General features: G+C 38.7%; 26 protein-coding genes, 1 tRNA gene and 1 pseudogene. 22 read left to right on the top strand and 6 right to left on the bottom strand.

Annotated elements, in window-relative coordinates:
* The first annotated feature begins 17 nt into the window (after nucleotides 1-17).
* A complete protein-coding gene (locus HLH18_RS12350) occupies nucleotides 18-1,223 on the top strand; it encodes a tyrosine-type recombinase/integrase (protein ID WP_171529192.1) in 1,206 nt (401 codons plus the stop codon).
* Here HLH18_RS12350 and HLH18_RS12345 read toward each other — a convergent pair.
* Genes HLH18_RS12345 through HLH18_RS12335 form a run of 3 tightly spaced genes read right to left on the bottom strand, consistent with a single transcriptional unit; the run spans nucleotide 1,220 to nucleotide 2,012 of the window.
* Nucleotides 1,220-1,486: a helix-turn-helix domain-containing protein gene (locus tag HLH18_RS12345; RefSeq protein WP_171547070.1), complete on the bottom strand. Its 267-nt coding sequence runs from the start codon at nucleotides 1,484-1,486 to the stop codon at nucleotides 1,220-1,222. The genes HLH18_RS12350 and HLH18_RS12345 overlap by 4 nt on opposite strands.
* Nucleotides 1,483-1,806 carry a hypothetical protein gene (locus HLH18_RS12340; protein ID WP_171547069.1) on the bottom strand — a complete coding sequence of 108 codons (324 nt, stop codon included), beginning with the start codon at nucleotides 1,804-1,806 and terminating at the stop codon, nucleotides 1,483-1,485. Before HLH18_RS12340 ends, HLH18_RS12345 begins: the two co-directional genes overlap by 4 nt.
* Nucleotides 1,803-2,012: a hypothetical protein gene (locus HLH18_RS12335; RefSeq protein ID WP_171547068.1), complete on the bottom strand. Its 210-nt coding sequence runs from the start codon at nucleotides 2,010-2,012 to the stop codon at nucleotides 1,803-1,805. The genes HLH18_RS12340 and HLH18_RS12335 overlap by 4 nt, the downstream gene beginning before the upstream one ends.
* A gap of 317 nt (nucleotides 2,013-2,329) precedes the next feature.
* On the opposite strand from HLH18_RS12335, the gene HLH18_RS12330 reads away from it, so the two are divergent.
* The 5 genes from HLH18_RS12330 to HLH18_RS12310 all read left to right on the top strand — a co-directional run bounded on the left by HLH18_RS12330 (nucleotide 2,330) and on the right by HLH18_RS12310 (nucleotide 4,926).
* Complete coding sequence (locus tag HLH18_RS12330; protein WP_171547067.1) at nucleotides 2,330-2,569, top strand: hypothetical protein; 240 nt, start codon at nucleotides 2,330-2,332, stop codon at nucleotides 2,567-2,569.
* 160 nt (nucleotides 2,570-2,729) lie between these two features.
* On the top strand, nucleotides 2,730-2,879 hold the full coding sequence (locus HLH18_RS12325) for a hypothetical protein (RefSeq protein ID WP_171547066.1): 150 nt from the start codon (nucleotides 2,730-2,732) through the stop codon (nucleotides 2,877-2,879).
* Nucleotides 2,880-4,094: 1,215 nt separating this feature from the next.
* Nucleotides 4,095-4,283 carry a type II toxin-antitoxin system HicA family toxin gene (locus HLH18_RS12320; protein ID WP_171547065.1) on the top strand — a complete coding sequence of 63 codons (189 nt, stop codon included), beginning with the start codon at nucleotides 4,095-4,097 and terminating at the stop codon, nucleotides 4,281-4,283.
* A gap of 2 nt (nucleotides 4,284-4,285) precedes the next feature.
* Nucleotides 4,286-4,672 carry a type II toxin-antitoxin system HicB family antitoxin gene (locus tag HLH18_RS12315; protein WP_171547064.1) on the top strand — a complete coding sequence of 129 codons (387 nt, stop codon included), beginning with the start codon at nucleotides 4,286-4,288 and terminating at the stop codon, nucleotides 4,670-4,672.
* Between the two features lie 80 nt (nucleotides 4,673-4,752).
* Entirely contained in the window at nucleotides 4,753-4,926 is a 174-nt protein-coding gene (locus HLH18_RS12310) for a hypothetical protein (RefSeq protein WP_170261130.1), read from the top strand.
* A 104-nt stretch (nucleotides 4,927-5,030) separates the two neighbouring features.
* On the opposite strand, the gene HLH18_RS12305 is transcribed toward HLH18_RS12310, so the two are convergent.
* Nucleotides 5,031-5,213 carry a hypothetical protein gene (locus tag HLH18_RS12305; RefSeq protein WP_074947584.1) on the bottom strand — a complete coding sequence of 61 codons (183 nt, stop codon included), beginning with the start codon at nucleotides 5,211-5,213 and terminating at the stop codon, nucleotides 5,031-5,033.
* 242 nt (nucleotides 5,214-5,455) lie between these two features.
* Between HLH18_RS12305 and HLH18_RS12300 the strand changes: the two genes are divergently transcribed.
* From HLH18_RS12300 to HLH18_RS12245, 12 genes and pseudogenes are all read left to right on the top strand, one after another.
* The gene (locus HLH18_RS12300; protein ID WP_171547063.1) at nucleotides 5,456-5,884 is read left to right on the top strand and encodes a DUF559 domain-containing protein; all 429 of its coding nucleotides are present in this window, start codon (nucleotides 5,456-5,458) and stop codon (nucleotides 5,882-5,884) included.
* The gene (locus tag HLH18_RS12295; protein WP_171547062.1) at nucleotides 5,853-6,494 is read left to right on the top strand and encodes a putative metallopeptidase; all 642 of its coding nucleotides are present in this window, start codon (nucleotides 5,853-5,855) and stop codon (nucleotides 6,492-6,494) included. The genes HLH18_RS12300 and HLH18_RS12295 overlap by 32 nt, the downstream gene beginning before the upstream one ends.
* Before the next feature lie 58 nt (nucleotides 6,495-6,552).
* Nucleotides 6,553-6,978, top strand: coding sequence for a DUF2280 domain-containing protein (locus HLH18_RS12290; protein ID WP_171547061.1), 426 nt, complete (start codon nucleotides 6,553-6,555; stop codon nucleotides 6,976-6,978).
* Nucleotides 6,979-6,989: 11 nt separating this feature from the next.
* A complete protein-coding gene (locus tag HLH18_RS12285; RefSeq protein WP_171547060.1) occupies nucleotides 6,990-8,237 on the top strand; it encodes a PBSX family phage terminase large subunit in 1,248 nt (415 codons plus the stop codon).
* A 10-nt stretch (nucleotides 8,238-8,247) separates the two neighbouring features.
* Nucleotides 8,248-9,276: pseudogene (locus HLH18_RS12280) on the top strand (phage portal protein family protein); the annotation flags it as partial.
* Nucleotides 9,277-9,301: 25 nt separating this feature from the next.
* Entirely contained in the window at nucleotides 9,302-9,505 is a 204-nt protein-coding gene (locus tag HLH18_RS12275) for a hypothetical protein (protein ID WP_171547059.1), read from the top strand.
* Nucleotides 9,483-10,688: a phage head morphogenesis protein gene (locus tag HLH18_RS12270; protein WP_171547058.1), complete on the top strand. Its 1,206-nt coding sequence runs from the start codon at nucleotides 9,483-9,485 to the stop codon at nucleotides 10,686-10,688. The genes HLH18_RS12275 and HLH18_RS12270 overlap by 23 nt, the downstream gene beginning before the upstream one ends.
* Nucleotides 10,689-10,859, top strand: coding sequence for a hypothetical protein (locus HLH18_RS12265; RefSeq protein WP_171547057.1), 171 nt, complete (start codon nucleotides 10,689-10,691; stop codon nucleotides 10,857-10,859). It begins immediately after the preceding gene.
* Nucleotides 10,860-10,910: 51 nt separating this feature from the next.
* Nucleotides 10,911-11,351, top strand: a complete 441-nt coding sequence (locus HLH18_RS12260) for a hypothetical protein (protein ID WP_171547056.1) — start codon at nucleotides 10,911-10,913, stop codon at nucleotides 11,349-11,351.
* Between the two features lie 57 nt (nucleotides 11,352-11,408).
* Nucleotides 11,409-12,374 carry a hypothetical protein gene (locus tag HLH18_RS12255; RefSeq protein WP_171547055.1) on the top strand — a complete coding sequence of 322 codons (966 nt, stop codon included), beginning with the start codon at nucleotides 11,409-11,411 and terminating at the stop codon, nucleotides 12,372-12,374.
* Nucleotides 12,374-12,544 (top strand): hypothetical protein, encoded by a 171-nt coding sequence (locus HLH18_RS12250; RefSeq protein ID WP_171547034.1) that lies wholly within the window; start codon nucleotides 12,374-12,376, stop codon nucleotides 12,542-12,544. Before HLH18_RS12255 ends, HLH18_RS12250 begins: the two co-directional genes overlap by 1 nt.
* Nucleotides 12,545-12,663: 119 nt before the next feature.
* Complete coding sequence (locus HLH18_RS12245; RefSeq protein WP_171547054.1) at nucleotides 12,664-13,872, top strand: IS256 family transposase; 1,209 nt, start codon at nucleotides 12,664-12,666, stop codon at nucleotides 13,870-13,872.
* Between the two features lie 34 nt (nucleotides 13,873-13,906).
* Here HLH18_RS12245 and HLH18_RS12240 read toward each other — a convergent pair whose 3' ends face one another.
* Nucleotides 13,907-14,239, bottom strand: coding sequence for a hypothetical protein (locus tag HLH18_RS12240; protein WP_171547053.1), 333 nt, complete (start codon nucleotides 14,237-14,239; stop codon nucleotides 13,907-13,909).
* A gap of 347 nt (nucleotides 14,240-14,586) precedes the next feature.
* Here HLH18_RS12240 and HLH18_RS12235 point away from each other — a divergent pair, with 347 nt between their 5' ends.
* Nucleotides 14,587-14,784 carry a hypothetical protein gene (locus HLH18_RS12235; RefSeq protein WP_171547052.1) on the top strand — a complete coding sequence of 66 codons (198 nt, stop codon included), beginning with the start codon at nucleotides 14,587-14,589 and terminating at the stop codon, nucleotides 14,782-14,784.
* 1,323 nt (nucleotides 14,785-16,107) lie between these two features.
* Here the strand turns inward: HLH18_RS12235 and HLH18_RS12230 are convergent.
* Complete coding sequence (locus HLH18_RS12230; protein WP_053577989.1) at nucleotides 16,108-16,317, bottom strand: cold-shock protein; 210 nt, start codon at nucleotides 16,315-16,317, stop codon at nucleotides 16,108-16,110.
* A gap of 583 nt (nucleotides 16,318-16,900) precedes the next feature.
* On the opposite strand from HLH18_RS12230, the gene HLH18_RS12225 reads away from it, so the two are divergent.
* The 3 genes from HLH18_RS12225 (at nucleotide 16,901) to HLH18_RS12215 (ending at nucleotide 17,919) form a co-directional block, all read left to right on the top strand.
* Nucleotides 16,901-16,977 (top strand) — tRNA-Met (locus tag HLH18_RS12225).
* Nucleotides 16,978-17,133: 156 nt separating this feature from the next.
* Nucleotides 17,134-17,493, top strand: a complete 360-nt coding sequence (locus HLH18_RS12220; protein WP_171547051.1) for a hypothetical protein — start codon at nucleotides 17,134-17,136, stop codon at nucleotides 17,491-17,493.
* Nucleotides 17,494-17,649: 156 nt separating this feature from the next.
* Nucleotides 17,650-17,919 carry a hypothetical protein gene (locus tag HLH18_RS12215; RefSeq protein WP_171547050.1) on the top strand — a complete coding sequence of 90 codons (270 nt, stop codon included), beginning with the start codon at nucleotides 17,650-17,652 and terminating at the stop codon, nucleotides 17,917-17,919.
* The last annotated feature ends 42 nt before the right edge of the window (nucleotides 17,920-17,961 follow it).

The following is a 17,961-nucleotide window of genomic DNA, read 5'->3' as shown; positions in this document are numbered from 1 at the left end:
TTGTATTAAAGCCTGAAATGAAACTCAACAAATCTAATGTTGATGCTATTGCATTGGCAGAAAAAGGACAAGCCATCCATCGCGATTCGGATTTGATCGGTTTTGCTGTACGTGTCACCACCAAAAGTAAATCGTATATTGTTGAGCGTCGTCACGAAGGTAAACTTTTTCGTGTGACGATTGGTAAGACAAATGAAATCACACCAGTTGAAGCAAGAAAAAAAGCTCAGGCTGTTTTGTCTGATATCTCCAATGGCGTTTATGAGAAAAAGAAAGATGCGCTTAATGGGATAATGACTTTAGATCAAGCATTCAAACTTTATCTTAGTCAGCGCAAACTTAAGCCCCTTTCAGTGGTTACATACAATCACTCGCTTGATACTTTTCTATCTGACTGGAAAGAGAAGCCAATTTTTGACATCACAAAAAAAGATGTGTTTGAGCGCTTTATTCAATTAACTGAATACAGCCCAACTCAAGCGAATCTAACTTTAAAAATGTTTGGTTCGATCTGGCGATTTGCACAGATCCATTGTTCATCCGATGAAAATCCAATCCTTAAACATAATCCTGTTGATGTAATCCCCGCAAAACGAGGGTGGAATAAAACCAAGCCGCGTACACGCCATCTAGACGAAAGCAATATCCATACTTATTACAATGCCGTACTAAATTATTTTACTGAACGCTCTCTTTATGAAGATGCTTCAAAAAATGCCACACGCGACCTTGTGCTGTTTATTATGTATACAGGCTGTCGTCGCAGTGAAGCACAAACATTAAAGTGGGAAAATGTAGATATAGAGAAGGGCTTATTTATCTTTAGAGACCCTAAAAACGGTGATGATCATTTATTGCCAATGGGCGACCACTTGTTTGAAATCATCAAACAGCGGTATGAATTAAGAGCAAATGATTATGTATTTCCAGGTTCTGCTTTAGCCTCATCAGCTAAACATGTATCTGGCGCTCAAGGCTTACTAAGAACGATAGGTGAGCAAACCGGTATTCAAATTTCACTTCATGATTTGCGAAGAACTTTTGCAACGATCTGCAATAACTTGGACTATGGACCATACACAATTAAGCGCTTACTTAATCATAAATCAGGTGCCAGAAACGATGTGACTGGTGGTTATGTTCAAGTATCTATAAAAAAATTACGGCTTGCAATGAATGATATTGAAGCCGTATATCAGGGTAAACTCAACTGCTTCGACTAGGAAGCAAGTTGAGCTGTATTCATAACTGTTTGTTGGTTTTGGTATGCGAGTACATCTGACTTTTTATAAGTAACAGCTCGTCCAACTTTGGCATAAGGCATGCCACCACCGACACAACGTAAACGCTGCAAGGTGTGAATTGAGCATGAAAGATAAATAGCCACATCTTCTTGTGGAAACAATTGCTGCTCTGGCGCATTCAAGAATCGACTTAAACGTTCATCTTTTTCTTGCTGCGTCATTTGTTTAATTTTCTTTTTCATACAACCTCCTTGCATGATTCAACATCTGCGATAGCTTGTTTTAAGGCCGCCTTGACTTCTGGTGCTGTATAATCTGACTCAGCATATTTTCTAGCTCTTTCTGGCCCATAAAGGTCTGCTACCAAACTGTGACTTCTAATAAGGCGTTTTAAGTCATCAAGACTGACGTACGGGCATGTATCTGTTGGCTTGATTGCAATAAATGTATATTCCATCATTTCAGGAAGATAGACATCTGTTTCGGGGTAGTCACGCCAGCAATCAATAATTAGCTTTGCTGTCTTAATTCCTTTGTTTTTAACAAATTCATTCGCTTTCATGAAACCTCTCCCAAACTTTGAATCACCTCAAAAGGCAACTTCACATTCACATTTGGCTCATCATTTCGCATCCAAAAATCAACAGCGATATAATAAAGTGCAGATACCTGCTCTGCAGTAAGCGTTTTGACTGTGCCGGTTTTGCTGATTACATGCGGAGCCAAGTCTTCAGCAAAGTCTTTTGCTATTTCTAGTATCTCAGTCATTGGCTGGCTCCTTGCTTAATGCGACTACCTGCTTTGATCTCTGCATCAGTGGCAGGATCCTTCAGTTGAATAAGAGATCAAGGGTGAAGATGCCTGTATCGAAATTAGGACCTTGGCTGTAATATTCAACTTTCGATTAGATTTTCGAACTTTCTGGGTCTGTGAAATGCCAGAAATAGAGGAAAAATTATTATTTATTGAGTATTTATCTACTGAGATGGATAAATATTAAAGCTCATCGGAAGGTGGGCTTTTTGACATTGTTTTTTCATATGAATAAAGGATAATGACTTTTTTATTTTTGAGCTTTAATTGAAATGGCAATTCTAACTGTCAAGAAATTAGATGATACTCTTAGTGAATTAGCAGTTAACGGCAAAAAACCTGAAAAGATTTTGTTGGGTTATAAAGCATATGGCGAGCTAATGAATAATCGCAGTTTTTTTGAGGAAGTAGCAGGGTCAGCAATGGATCCAAATAAACGAAAATATAAAAATATTAAAATTAAGGTTACCCAAGACGAATACCAGTTTGAAGTGAAGTGTTCAAAAGAATAGATTTATATAGCAACGAAAGCTCGGTCATTTGATCGGGCTTTTTTATTTGTTACACATAAATTTACATCTAATATAGAAAAGTAATCGAAATGACTTTGGAATGCTACGGATAGAGATGGTAGTTATATAGGCTTGCATTTCTGATTTATTGAGGTGAAAGATGAAAAAGATGAAATTATTGAAGGTGGTTGGTGCATGTGCGATAGCGGGTTATTGTTATAAAAAGGCTACATGTAAGCAGAAAAAGCAGGAATCCAATGATTTTCGAGAAATTAAGGAACATAGCGAAGCACAAAATGATACTGTGTAATTTATTAAGAGACCTCACAATTTTGTGAGGTTTTTGGTTTTTAAGATGCGTGCTTTTAAGTAAACAGCTAAATTTTTTAATGCATGGTGAAGCTGAAATCTATTTTAATAATGATAATTATTGTCTGACAAGAACTAAAAATAACCGAAAGTAGACAAGTGAAAACAGTTACTGTGCATTCTCTATACTTTGTTACGAAGGTTCTGGTGCTATATTTTTATTACTCCAAGAAGTGAAGTACTAAAAATAACTAAATGGTAAATCAAATATTAGCCCGCTTAATACAACCCGATTAAGCGGGCTTTTTATTGATTTTTTAAATTTAATTTAAAAGTAATGTTTTGCCAATGAATCAAAATTAATTGTATTTAGAATACGCGCAGAATCTATGGCTGTAGTTTCTGATTTTTAGTTTTAGCCTCCCACCCTCGGGAGGTATTTTTTTGCCTGAAAGTTACCTATTAGACTTTCAAACCAAAATTAATAGGCGCTTTATTTGATCAATAAGGTGATAGAAGGGTGCGGAGTTTGATGTATAAAACCACCCTTGGATTGATCACCAAAAGAGGTGAGTGCTACTTGGGATTGGCGCCCCCTTAACACATAAGTCAGCCTTGAAAACACACTACCCCGCCAAGCCTAGAATCTTGGATTCCGAGATGCTGGACTGGATTCCAGTCGATGCTCAAACTGGCGGGTTTTAATGCCCTGAGAAATGCCTGTGTAAGCAATGTCGGGGCACCTATGACGGCCTCCTTTAATCAAAGTGGTTTGAAATCGGATGCCGCCACCCAGATTCTAATTAGGGTTAATTAATGAAATATTGGTTTATTTTTAATTCTTATTAATTTTTTCACAAAAAATTCACGAATAAGTATGCATGATTGCTGCTAGAAACAGCTGTAGTTTCTGAATGACCTTCCAAGGTCCTTAGTTTATAGGCCCACATCCACCTACTACTGGAGTGGGCTTTTTTTTGTCAGGAGAAACAAATGCTCCATTTTTTACGTAAATTATTCTGCTTCCATGCTTATGAGTTTGATTATGATGATAAGCATGGATACACACATGAATGCCGTAAATGCGGTAAAGATGATTAAATAATTTCTCCATTGCCGGACGTATTACGGCACATAAAGCCCCGCTCAATATGCATTATTGGCGGGGTTTTTCTTTTCTATTCCCTATTAAAAATATGTTGTGTATAATTACACAATGAAAAGCAAAGACATTATTAAGCGTCTAGAGCAGGAAGGCTGGTACAAGGTTGGTGGCAAAGGCGATCATGAAAAGTACAAGCATCCAGAGAAGCCCGGGCATGTGGTTGTTCCTCATCCACGAAAAGATATGCCTATCGGTACTCTACGCAATATATATAAACAGGCTGGTTGGGAGTGGAGATAAAAATGTTATATCCGGTATATGTTCATAAAGATGAAGATACTGCATACGGCTTAACTTTCCCTGACTTTGACGGGTGTTTTAGCGCTGCAGATGAAATGCAAGAAATTCAGCGTATGGCACAGGAAGCGGTTGAACTTCATTTTGAAGGTGAAGAAATTCCACTTCCTCAGCCATCAAGCCCTGAGCAATGGTTAGGTGATGAAAGATTTGAGGGTGGCTTTTGGTTGTTGATTGATATAGATACATCGAAGGTTAATACAAAATCAATTCGTATTAACGTCAGCATGCCAGAAGCATTGGTGAAACGTATTGATGCAGTTGCTAAAAAGCAGCATTTAAGTCGTTCGGCATTTTTAGCAAAAAGTGCAGAAATAGCATTGCATCAGTAAAACATAGCAACCCTACATACCCAGCCTTAGTGCTGGGTTTTTTTATTCAAGTTATTCGGAATTACCGGAAGGCTGGAACCATGACAGATCGTGTACAAGCTAAAAAAGATTTGCAGTTCTGTTGTGATGAACTGAGTAAATATCAGAACTTGAGTCGTGCAGGCTTAAGACATAGTGAACTGGTCGCTATGGACAATATTATGATTCGCTTGAAAGAGCAGATTAAGAATTTACGCACGGTTCTGCATGCATGATGCTAGATGGTTTACAGTGATGCATGATATAGCTGGCATGTTAAATAAAAAAAGCCCATCAAATAGATAGGCTTTTCTTACTAATCAAAATATTGAGCTATGATTTATTTTTTATCAGTATTTTCTTTTTTATCATGCTGCTCTTTAGTGGGAGCTGTTTCATTTTGATTAGGTTTGTCTTGAGCAGGCTTTTGCGCTTGGTCATTTGATGCAGGTTTGTTTTGGGTTGCGTTATTTGAAAATTGATTAAAAGAAGCTTTTTGAGCGGTATTTGTATTAACTAACATAATTTTCTCAATTTTGGTTGTCGAAGATTCGACCTAGTAAGAGTGACATAGTGGAAGCACTTACAGTGAGATGATTTAGAGAGGCAAGTGTAGATATATGTAGGATTTAAATATTTATATCTTATTTATATTTCAAAGGTTTTTATAATAAACTCATCGCCAGATTGATCTATATCACTATTTAAATAGTCAAGGTATTTAATTTATATCTTCTCGATACCTTGCTGATACAAGGAGTGTATATGGACGAAAAAGAATATTTCTGGAAAACAAAGAAAAGACCACCCAAAACAAAAGCTCGTGCTAAACCATTACCTAAGGCTAAAGAAAAATATTTAGAAGCAGAAGAGACATTATTCCAAGAATTAGAAGAGCATGCCATTGGCTATGAGCGTAAGTTTCAATTTGAACCAACCAAAAATTGGCGGTTCGATTTTTATATTGTAAAGCTAAGGCTTCTTATAGAAATCGCGGGTAGCCCATGGTCGGTTGGTCGTGGTGGGAAAAAGATAGCAAACGCATTTTGTAAATATGATATTGCCGAAGAGATGGGATACACATTTGTGCGCTTTGAACCTCATCAAATTGAATCAGGTTATGCAATCAATTGGATTCAAGGGCAATTAAAGAGATTAGACAATGGAACAGATCAGACCATTCCCGCCGACTGATTTAATTGATCAGGCAGAGGAAGAAGAAGCGATTCGATTGGCACCCGCCGTGGATCTAAAAGAATGGGTAGTTAAAAACTGGCTGACCATTGGTGGTGAACTACATAACCCAGATCATGACCATATTGCCGAGCTGCTACATGACAATGAAGAGTTTCTTGCTTTCGCTTGGGCATCATCTGCCGCCGTAGCTAAAAAACGTATGGTGCTTGGTCAATGTGAAAAGGTCATGTTTAACCAGGGCGGATGGAAGAAGGCACGTCAGGAACAACAGATGCGGGATTGGTTTGGTTTTGTGCCTCAGTACTTAATCACAGTTGATGCTGCATTTTGTGAGCAAACATCGGATCGTGAGTTCTGTCGGTTAATTGAACATGAGCTGTATCACATCGGTGTTGAGCGCGATGCTGATGGCGAAATCATTTATAGCGATATGACTGGCTTACCTAAGCACTATCTGGCTGGCCATGATGTTGAAGTGTTCTTTGGTGAAACAAAACGATGGGGTGCTGATGAGTCAGTAAAACGACTTTTGGAAATTGCCAAGAATGCTCCATTCGTATCAGAAACTAATATTGCTGCGTGCTGTGGGAACTGTGTGATTAATTGAGCCTGAGGGCTCTTTTTTTTGCCTATCTTGTGATACGTAGTGATACAAAGAGGTGGTTATGGCAGCCCTAAAAGAGCCTGTAAAAATATTTATAGTTCAAGCTCTTGCATGCCGTGACACCCCTCAAGAAGTTGCGGACATCGTAAAACAAGAATTTGGGATAGAAATTGATAGGCAGCAGTGTGCAGCATATGATCCTACTAAACGCCGTGGGAAAAACTTAAGCAAAAAATATGTCCTGCTATTTGAAGAGACCCGTGAAAAATTCGATGCAGGATTAATTGATATACCGATTGCCAATAAGTTCTATCGCTTGAAAGAAATCCAAAAAATGTATGATGATTCAGGAAAAAATAAAGTCATTAAGCAAAAACTTTTGAGGCAAGCTCATCAGGAAACAGACGGTCGAACAATACGGCAAGAGCATACTGGTAAAGATGGTGCTGATCTGGAAATTAAAATTATTCGCGAGTTTATTGATTAGAGGTGACTGACGTGGAGCTCATAATCAAAACTCCACGCTGGTCAAAACCTTGGTTTAGACTTGCACGCTATAAGGGTGCTCATGGTGGACGTGGATCCGGTAAATCTCATTTTGTTGGTGAGCAGCTGGTTGAAGAATGTGTAATAGATAAAGATCTCCGTGCCGTATGTATTCGGGAAATTCAAAAATCAATTAAATACTCTAGCAAGCAGTTAATTGAGGACAAGATTAAAGCGCTTGGTGTATCGCATCTATTCGAGGTTCAACGTGATCTGATTAAGCGTAAGGGTGGTGATGGAGTAATTCTGTTTCAGGGGATGCAAGACCACACAGCAGACTCAATTAAGTCGCTTGAGGGTTTTAAAATTGCATGGATTGAGGAAGCTAATAGGCTTTCAGCTAAATCATTACGTTTATTGCGTCCTACAATGCGTGCGGAAGGCTCTCAGATCTGGGCTACATGGAATCCTGAATCTAAAGATGACCCAATAGATGATTTCTTAAGGGGTGAATTTGCGCCTGAAGATTCAATTGTTATTGAAATCAATGTCAACAATAACCCATTTGCACCACAAACCTTGCTTGATGAATATAACGAAGATAGAAAACGCGCTATTCGCATGCAGCAGGCGGGCGATGAAAATGCATGGCCTATGTTTGAGCATGTCTGGTATGGTGCTTATCTGGAATTTAGCCAAGCAATTATTTTCTCTGGCTGTTACGTTGTTGATGAGTTTGAGCCTGAAGATGACTGGACAGAGGTGTATTACGGTTCAGACTGGGGCTTCTCACAGGATCCAACAACGCTGAACAGAATCTTCATTCACGAAGATACACTTTATATTCGAAACGAAGCGCATCAGGTGGGTTGTGAAATTGATCATTTGCCTCGGTTATTTGATGAAGTACCTGGTGCACGTACTCACAAGATAAGAGCGGATTGTTCTCGCCCTGAAACCATCAGCTATATGAAGCGCCAAGGTTTCAAAATAGAAGGTGCAGATAAATGGGCGGGCTCTGTCGAAGACGGTGTGACATTCATGAAGAAATTTAAGCAAATTATTATTCATCCTGATTGCCCGGAAACAGCCCGTGAATTCAAGCTTTATTCATATAAGGTCAATCGCGCTGGTGATGTGTTGCCAGAAATTCTGGATCTTAATAACCATCACATGGATGGTATCCGATATGGCTTGCAGCCATTAATCAAGGGTAGAAGCAGTAAAAAGCCGGCTGGTGCAGGAACCAGAACTTACTAAAGGAAAACACATGGCAAAGTCTAAAAAAGACAAAGCGTCAAAGAAGGCTTTGTCTTATGGCAACTTATACACTCAAGAAGCAGTCACTCAGTTCTTGGTGAATTTTGGTAAGCAACCAGATACTGATGAGGTGCTTCGCAAGGCAGGGATTGCACGTCATAGATTGCGTGTGTTGCTGGATGATGACGAGATTGCACAGGCGGTTGAAACTCGTATTGATGCACTTTTGGCAACGCCGTTAAGAGTTGAGCCGGGCGATACTAAAGAGGCCGAGATGCTGAATTTAGTATTGAAAGAATGGTTTCATGAAATTGCTACTGGTGCCATGAGCGCATTGTTCTTTGGTTACTCTGTCCAAGAAGCTGTGTATGAGCTAAAACCGGAAGGTTATGTAGGTATTCAGTGGATCGGTGAGAAGCCGATGCAATGGTTTGAGCCTAAGAACGACGGTCGTTTAATTTACCGACAGGATGGCCATAACGCAGAGCGTGAAGTTGATCAGGTCTTTAAGTTTTTCTTAACTCGTCGTAAAGCGACATATGAACAACCATACGGTAAAGCACTATTGGCCACCCTGTACTGGTTGTTCTTCTTTAAGCAAAACGGCTTTAAGTTCTGGGCAAAGTTCCTAGAGCGATTTGGTACGCCGATTCTACTTGGTAAATGTAAAGATACCGAAACTGAAGATATGAGTAAGGCGTTATTGGCTGCTCATGCACAGAGCGTTTTATCTATTGACGCTGATGATGATGTTTCAGTTTTGGGGGCTTCAGGTGCGAGTGGTACTGCAGGTGCAGCATTCGAGGCTTTTAATAATCAATTAGTTCGTCAGATCCAAAAGGTTGTATTGGGGCAGACGCTCACCAGTGGTACCGATGGCAAGGGGAGTTATGCATTAGGACAAGTGCATGAGAATGTACGAGCAGATAAGCTTAAATCAGACATTCGACTTGTCACACCAACTCTACAGGCAGTGGTTAATGCACTTTGTGCGTTAAATAGCTGGGGTGAGTATGAGGTCATGCTAGGCGAAAAACCTATGCTATGGCAAGTGAGGGTAAGTGATGGAAGATATTCAGGCGCTATATGATGAGTTTGAAGAGTTTTGTACCAAATATTGTGGACTAGCTTTTGATGAATTCTCAATATATAAGCGAAAGAAATTAGGCCATTACTTTGATGTCCGTGATGAGTATTTCAAACTTTGGTTGAATGCAAAGTATGTTTATAGCAAGGATACCGACAATGCAACCAGTCACATTCCTTGAGGCATTAGAATACGCTCACAGCAAAAAGATCGTTCTACCTGATGAGTTTTATTCAATGGACCTTAAGACCCGGCAGATGGCGACGACAGTCAGTTTCTTATCAAGTCTTGAGCAGATTGAAACGGTCATCAAGGCTGTGAATAAATCGATTGCAGATGGTGGGACATTTAATGACTTTCAGAAGCTGATTGCCGAATCTGAAATCATTCTGCCAAAGCATTACCTGGATAATGTATTCCGTACCAATATCCAGAATGCATATGGTCATGGCCGTTGGCAACAACAGCAACGGAATAAGGCTAAACGTCCATATCTGATGTATTTGGCGATCAATGATAGCCGGGTGCGTCCTGCTCATTTGGCCTTGAATCGAATTGTCTTACCGATTGATCATCCTTTTTGGCTTACGCATTACCCTCCACTAGGCTTCCGTTGCCGCTGCACCGTGATTGCTTTAACCGAGAAACAGGCATTGAAATACGGCATTACTCCTGATGATAAGTTGCCAGAAGTGGCTGAGGCTTTGGATTGGAGTTCACACCCATTGCAGTTTGGTGAGCTTGAATCACTGGTGGATAAGAAGATCAGTGTTTCATCACTGGATAAGGAGTATCTCCTCGAGCAGAAAGAAGTGATTAAAGCTGAATGGACTGCGAGTAAAAAGCTCACCAGTCTATTTGCCCCAATGGATGATAAAACCCGGGACCTATTCGATACGGTTGCTAATACCGTGATTCCTCTTGATCCAAGTATCCGGCCAAGTGCGATTCGTACCATCCTGGATTATGTGCAGGGAAATGATGCGGCACTGACCAACTATTTAAACTCACCTACAAGCTCACTGGCTGATGATGTGCTTAAGCGCTGGATAGGTACTGATATGGCAACTATTCAGGCTGTGGCAAGCAATACGGCTTCAACCGTGGTTGGTGCTGCAACTCTTCAGCAGGTGGCAGCATATCAGGTCGGACAAACAGTTCAGATGAATGCGCCGTTACTGATGAGTGATGCAGCTTCAAACATTGTGATCAAGATTGAGAATGCTAAAGGCTTAGGTATCGATCTAGATATGCTGAATGCTGGGAACGGTGTTCTGTTTCCAATTGGGCTGTCGTTTGAAGTTGTTTCGATTGAAGCAGCTGATGGGAGAATGGTTTATACGTTAAAGGCATTGGTGAATTAGATGACTGAAAAATGCGAATCATGCCGCCGTGGCTTTAATGGTCGCAATGGGAATGGATATAGCCCATGCGGTTGCAAAAAAGTGGCTGTGATTGGTGCTAAAGAATCAGGTATTAAAAACTTGGTGAATGCATTGTGTCATGCACTATCTAGTCCACCAAAAAAACCATAAACAAATTTAACTTTAAGCACCTTCGGGTGCTTTTTTATTGAGGAAATAAAAATGCGTGTATCAGGTATTGAAGGCATCATGCCTACTGAAGTTAAAGAAGGTGTTGAGTTACCCAAATTTATTCGAACTTTAACCATCGAAACCGCCGAAGAGGAACAGCAGTTACGTTTATTTCTAACAGGTGCCTTAAAGGTCGATGAGCGTGGTTGTCATGCATTGGGACGCGATTTTGGTTCAAATGCCTTAACCCAAAACCCAGATGTATCGAATGGTAAGTATGCTTTGGAAACAAATACAGATGCCTCGGATGGAAGTATGCCTTTGAGTAATGATTCATCTAATGGCACTGGCTTAAAATTCGACTACTCACTAGATGAGAAGCTACGAATCATTGACACCCTGACTGCTGCAATACAGCGTAATGAACCAATGATGTATCCACATACAGAAGAAGCTGAGACAAAGCTTTTAGCTTTAGTTCAAAGTATTTAAATAATCTCAAACATTTAAAACCGCCTTAATTGGCGGTTTTTTTATGGAGCATGAAAAATGTCAGATCCAAATGAAAAGCCAAAGGATCAGTTTTGTTTTGAGCTTGGTCAGTTTGCGGTTGAACAGCCAGTCGATGGGAAAAAGAAGCGAACCTTCACAGGCATTGCATACAGTGGTGAGCCGATTGTCGATCACTGGTACTGGGAACGAATCATTTTTGATTTAGATACTATTCAGATCAAAGGTCGGATTCCTGCATTACTAGAGCATCGCACCAGTCAGCGTGCCGGAGCAATCAACTCGCATTCAGTGAGCTATGAAGAAGGCTTGAAGATCGAAGGTAGCCTACTTTCAAACGAGTTCGGCACTCAGGTAGCACAAGACTCTGATGATGGCTTTCCTTGGCAGATGTCAGTTCGTATTGAGCCAAGTTCAACTGAAGAAATCGCAGCTGATCAAATAGTTTCTGTAAACGGCAAAACATATCAAGGTCCGATCACAGTATTCCGTGGCGGTCGCATTCGTGAAGTGTCTTTCTGTGCATTGGGTGCAGATGACAATACAAGTGCAGTGGCAGCAAGTCACTCTCCAAAAAACTTTAATCAACCAGAGGACACTAATGTGACCGAATTAGAACAGGCGCAAGCCAAGGCTAAAGCATTGCAAGATCAAGTTGACGCTTTGACTGAACAAAATAAACAATTTGCAGCTGCAAAACGTGAAGCTGAAATCACAGCACTGGGTAAAGACCTCGGCAAAGAATTTAGTGCTGAAGATATTGCAGAAATGAAGAATCTTGATGAGTCAGCATTTGCATTCTCAGCTAAACATTTACGTCAGTTTGCAGCGACTAAGCCACCAGTTGGTCAACAGCAACAACAGACACCAGGTGTAAATCCAGCATTTGTGCATTTGTTTAGTCACCAAGCAACTGGTGGACAGGGCGGTCAAGCACCACAGGGTTCGGCTTTAGATCAAGCATTCAACCAATTTGCAGCAGCGCAGCAACAAGGAGCTAAATAATGAGCCAGGTAGTTACAGCAACTATTGAAAGTAAACAGCTAGTTGTGGGCGATGGTGTTCGTACTGAGAACGCCAAAGTCAAAACAGCAACAGCTTATAAGCAAGGTGACTTACTTGTTGTCAGTGCTGCAAACGTACTTAAAACCAATGATGACGGTAATGCCAAGTGAAGTGCAGAACACAGCACTTATTGCACGCTTACGCCAATTTGGTGGGGACTGTTCTAAATTTTGTGTAAGTACTTAATTTTCATTTATCCTACTGAGGATAATAAAAAGAGGTACTTCACATGGATGAAGCTACAATCAAAAGTATGGCAGCTGAATTAGCTAAAGGTTTAAAAACTCCTGAAGATTTAAACCAAATGACAGCCATATTTAAAAAGTTCATGATCGAAACCGCTCTGAATACTGAGCTTTCTGAACATTTAGGCTATGAAAAGCATCAACCTAAGAAAGGATCTAATGCACGTAATGGTTTTAGCTCCAAAACAGTTCTAACACAAGATGGGCAGCTTGCTTTAGATATCCCTCGTGATCGTGACGGCTCTTTTGAACCACAGATTATTAAGAAGCATCAAACGCGCATTACTAGCATGGATGATCAAATTCTTTCGCTATATGCGAAAGGAATGACAAATAGAGAAATTGTTGCTTTCTTTAAAGAAATGTACGATGCCGATGTATCTGCCTCCCTTATTAGTAAGGTGACGGATGCTGTCATTGAACAAGTGACAGAATGGCAAAATAGAACACTCGATAGTCTTTATCCTGTTGTCTATTTAGATTGCATTGTTGTTAAGGTTCGTCAGCATTCAACAGTAATCAATAAATCAGTTTATTTAGCATTAGGCATTAACCTGGATGGCCAAAAAGAACTTCTTGGCATGTGGCTTGCTCAAACAGAAGGTGCCAAATTCTGGCTGTCAGTCATGACAGAGCTTAAAAATCGAGGAGTGCAAGATATTCTTGTTGCCTGTGTAGACGGGCTAAAAGGCTTTCCTGATGCGATAGCCTCTGTCTACCCTCATACTGATATCCAGCTGTGTATCGTGCATGTTGTACGCAATAGCCTGAGATTTGTGAGCTGGAAGGACTACAAAGCTGTAACAGCAGGATTGAAGGCGATCTATCAAGCAAGTACAGAAGAAAATGCTTTAAATTCCCTAGGTATCTTCTGCGATCAATGGAATCACCAGTATCCAAAAATTGGAGAATCCTGGCGGGCAAATTGGGAAAATATCCGAACGATCTTTAGCTATCCTGCTGAAATACGCCATGCGATTTATACAACAAATGCAATTGAATCATTGAATAGCGTGATTCGCCATTCAACTAAAAAGAGAAAGATCTTCTCTTCTGATGATTCAGTGAAAAAGGTCATTTATTTAGCAACTTCAAATGCTGCTAAAAAATGGACAATGCCAATTCAAAATTGGCGTTTAGCGATGAATTGGTTTACGATTCAGTTCGATGATCGATTAAAAGATCATTTATAAAAAATGGAACTTACACAAAATAATTTACAGGCTCTCACTTGAGGGCTTTAATTAACCTCAATACAGTAGAATCAAAATTTTCTATATTTGATCGACTTTGTATCTGCTGCCACACTCCTACATAATTAATTGCTCGACTCAATATTTCTTGATCGTTAAATAGGATATTGATGCAAGGGAATTCACTTGTTTTTGCATGGTGGTCTTTGTGGCTTGTACTAAGTAGTGAATGGATTTTTAAATCACAGTCTAATTTTACATAGCCTATAACTTTTTCCCTTTTATATGAAAACCATAAGAACTTCTTAGTAGTTACTTCTTTTATTTCATGCATACCGCTCGGAATGCTCTTTAATAATTCTATCATTTTGCGCCTCTGCAAATACCTGAAAATAATGCTGAAAAGCATTCAGGTTGAACACCTTTCATGAGCGAACATATCCGCTCATTTATTGCGCTATTTTAATCACCAAGCATCCACCATATCAGCCCATTTTTGTAGCATTTTCCTACGGTCAGTTCTAGTCTCAAGTTCTAGTCCTTATTTAGCCCAACCTATTCGCAATTTCACTTGCGGTCGGCTGCAAAAGCTGTGGCGATGGTATTGGTTAAGTGTGATAAGTAATTCAAAAGCCCTCCTTCGAGGGCTTTTTATAAACAACTTAAATGTATAGAATTCAATGGGTTTGAAATTATAAAATTTATTGGTGATGCATGTCTTACGTTTTAGCTACTACTGAAGATAAAGTTCGTTGGTATAAATATAAATTTGATCAAAATCTTAAAGCCGGTGATTTTGAATTGCTAGAAATATTGGATTTAAAACAGGTTCCTTTATTGGGTGATAAAGTTGCTGCCAAAGATGCCGCCAAAGCATTAGGCTTAAAAACTTGGCGATATGTAAAAATTTAAGATGAGCCAAATCCCTCACTTGAGGGCTGCACACCCTAATCAATAATAGAAATAGGGGGCTTGGCTATTTCTAGTCACCTTGTTGCAGTCCTTACACTTAATACTTTCAATCGAATAACGCCCATTACTTTGTCCACCTTCCGCAGCAATAATAGAAAAGTGTTGAGTGTCATTAAAACTATAGTCATCCTGCGCTCCACAAATGGAACACCTAATAATTTCCCTGTCGCAGTAGATGTGTTGCTTTTCCATTCTTTATCCTTATCATCAAGAGTTTTTTGAATTATTGCTAAAATTAGAATCTGTCAACCAATATTTATTGCTGATTTTAAGTTTTGTCAACTAACTTGCAGAAATGCGCAAGTTTGTATATTTCGTATGCTTGAGAATAATCTAATTCAAAACCAAATAATCACTTCCACATCCCTACGAACAATTAAAACAACTATTCCAGACAGACCAACCTGATTTTTTATTCCATGGCTCAGCAAATTTCATGCAATGTTCAATGTGAAAGTATTCTAGTGGTTTCATTTATTAGAACCCTGAAGAACAGTCATAAAAATTTGTAGACTATATGTAGACTGTTGAATTGCATTTGTAGACTGATAGTATAAGTTAGTGCGAAGTGTTGCAAATAATCATTATAATTAAAAACAGTTACTTATGCTTATTTATAGCCAAGTAGATTGAATTCGAAATAGTATTCTCAGAACTGGCGGTTTTAAAACTGACAATTATAAGAATTTCCCTATATTGTTTAATGCCGCCTTCGGGCGGTTTTTATATGATAGAAGACGGTGTTTTTGTTTGCTTGTAAGATGTCTGGTAAGTTGCTCATTGCTATGGGTGATCAACTTCTCATTTTATCTTGGTGGTAGGAATGATAAGAATAGGTAACTCTTTTTTATATTCTAAGAAATAAGAGCAGACGTAAAATTCTAGGAATTAAAACAAAAGTTTGACTTGGAGAAACTCTTGTCATTAAGCTAATAAACAAAACTAGGCAGCAGACATGAGCCATAATAACTTCATGCAATAAAATTGATGAGTCGATTGTGAGCTTGAATGATTTGGGGGTAGGATTAAGAATATTTATTATTGGGACGATCAAACATGCTATTTACGAATTAAATATTTATACGAAATTCATATGTAAAAGCATACGTTAAAAGAATGATAAATCTAAAAGGGTAGAGTGATAATCAGGTTTTATTTATTGAAAGAACACTTATTTTTATAAAGCCCAGATGTGCAAAAGCGAGAGTGAACTCTCGCTTTTTACTCTTAAACTATCTTACTGATGTAAGAATAATTTTAGAATTATAGTGCTACGATGTTTACAGCATTCGGGCCTTTTTGACCTTGAGTGATGCTGAATTCAACTTGTTGGCCTTCAGCCAAAGTTTTGAAACCAGAGTTAGCGATTTCGCTGAAATGAGCAAAAACGTCAGGACCGTTTTCTTGTTGAATAAAACCGAAACCTTTAGTTTCGTTGAACCACTTAACAGTACCTTTAACAGTATTAGACATAATACAATCCTATAAACTTTAATATTTTTTGGTTTATTTAAAAACCGGGTGTTAACTTGAAAATATGAATGGAACTTTAAATCTGAAAAACGAAGGATTATGACTAAAACTGCGAAATACAAAAAGATTTACCAGAACAAAACTATTTTTCTAGTTGAGATAAAGAATACAGGCATCTTTAAGAATGTGCAAGTTAATATTTAACTATTGATGCTTTTTATACCTGGTATTTGTAAGTAAATAATTATTTTTATTAAATCAATAGTTTATCTTGTGATTCTGATGATCTTTTTATCGAACTAAAGTCATGTTTGGATGCTATTTTATAGATTTAAACCACTTTATTTGAACTTCATTTAAAAAATGACTTAAATTTTTCCAGATTGGTCATCTTACGCATTATAAAAAAATATCTACATCTACATACTGGAAAGTAGCCCTTATGATTATATTTTCATGGGTCTTATGATGGTGAATTTAGGACTTAAACAGGGCAATGAATGCCTACATGCGTTATTTTTCAATTAAAATTGAATAAAGTTTGCTTTGTAATGGCTTAAGGCGTATAAAGCTAACTCGTTGATGCGGGATGGAGCAGTCTGGTAGCTCGTCGGGCTCATAACCCGAAGGTCGTTGGTTCAAATCCAGCTCCCGCTACCAACGAAAGAATAAAGAGTTTATAGCCTAATCTACACAGATTAGGCTTTTTTTATGCCTTTTGTTTAAGTCTAAACTCGGGTTTTTCCCTATATAAAGGAAGCATTATTTCGTATTTCCCTTAACTTTGATTATGATAGAGGGAATAGGAGAAGGTTCATGAATAAGTTATTCACTTTAATGGCGTTGGTTGCTTTGGTGGGTTGTGCTGAAAAAAAACCGTTAACTGCTGAAGAGCAGTGGAAAGGCTATTGTACAAGTGTGGGAAATGCTGCAAATACAATTATGTATGACCGTCAAAATGCAATTGATAAAGCTGCTGCATTAGAACATGCCAATAAAATTGAAGATGCAACGACAAAAACATTCATCTTGGATATTATTGAACAAGTCTATGCATTGCCATTAGCTGAAATTACTGCAGATCCACAAGCAAGCCGTAATCAATTCAAGCAAAAAATCACAGAAAAATGTATCGCGACTCCGCACGATAAAATGCCAGACTACAAACTGTTCTAAAGAACGGTTTTTTTATATCTATCATTATTTAAACATCTGAAAATAGCCTAAGCATAGTCGGCATAAATTGTGACATTTGAGTAAATCGTAAATATAGAAAAGCTTATATAAATAGTGAATAATGAAAATAACTACAAAAAAACTAAGGAGCGCTATATGGACGTTGTGGGTTATCTACATAATGCAGACTTGCTCTTAGAAGATGAACAGGGTGTTGTGGTGATGGGCGGAAGTCATTACGTACTCAGTTTGGGCGATAAAGTCTATCTTCGGCATATAATTGATCAAGAAACGAAGCTTTATCAGGTTCATATTTCATTTGCCAGCGCAGAGCATGCTATGCTGCATGAAGATGAAATTCAGGTTAAATTTGAAGGCTGTCGCGATGATTTACGTGAATACATGAATGCAACGACAGTCCACTAAGGTTGAATGTTTTTCTTTTTAAAAAAAGGGCAACATTAGGTT

Origin of the sequence: Acinetobacter sp. ANC 5414, assembly GCF_013004295.1 — a bacterium.
In the GTDB taxonomy this organism is placed as follows: Bacteria; Pseudomonadota; Gammaproteobacteria; order Pseudomonadales; family Moraxellaceae; genus Acinetobacter.
This window is presented reverse-complemented; position numbering and strand designations above follow the sequence as displayed.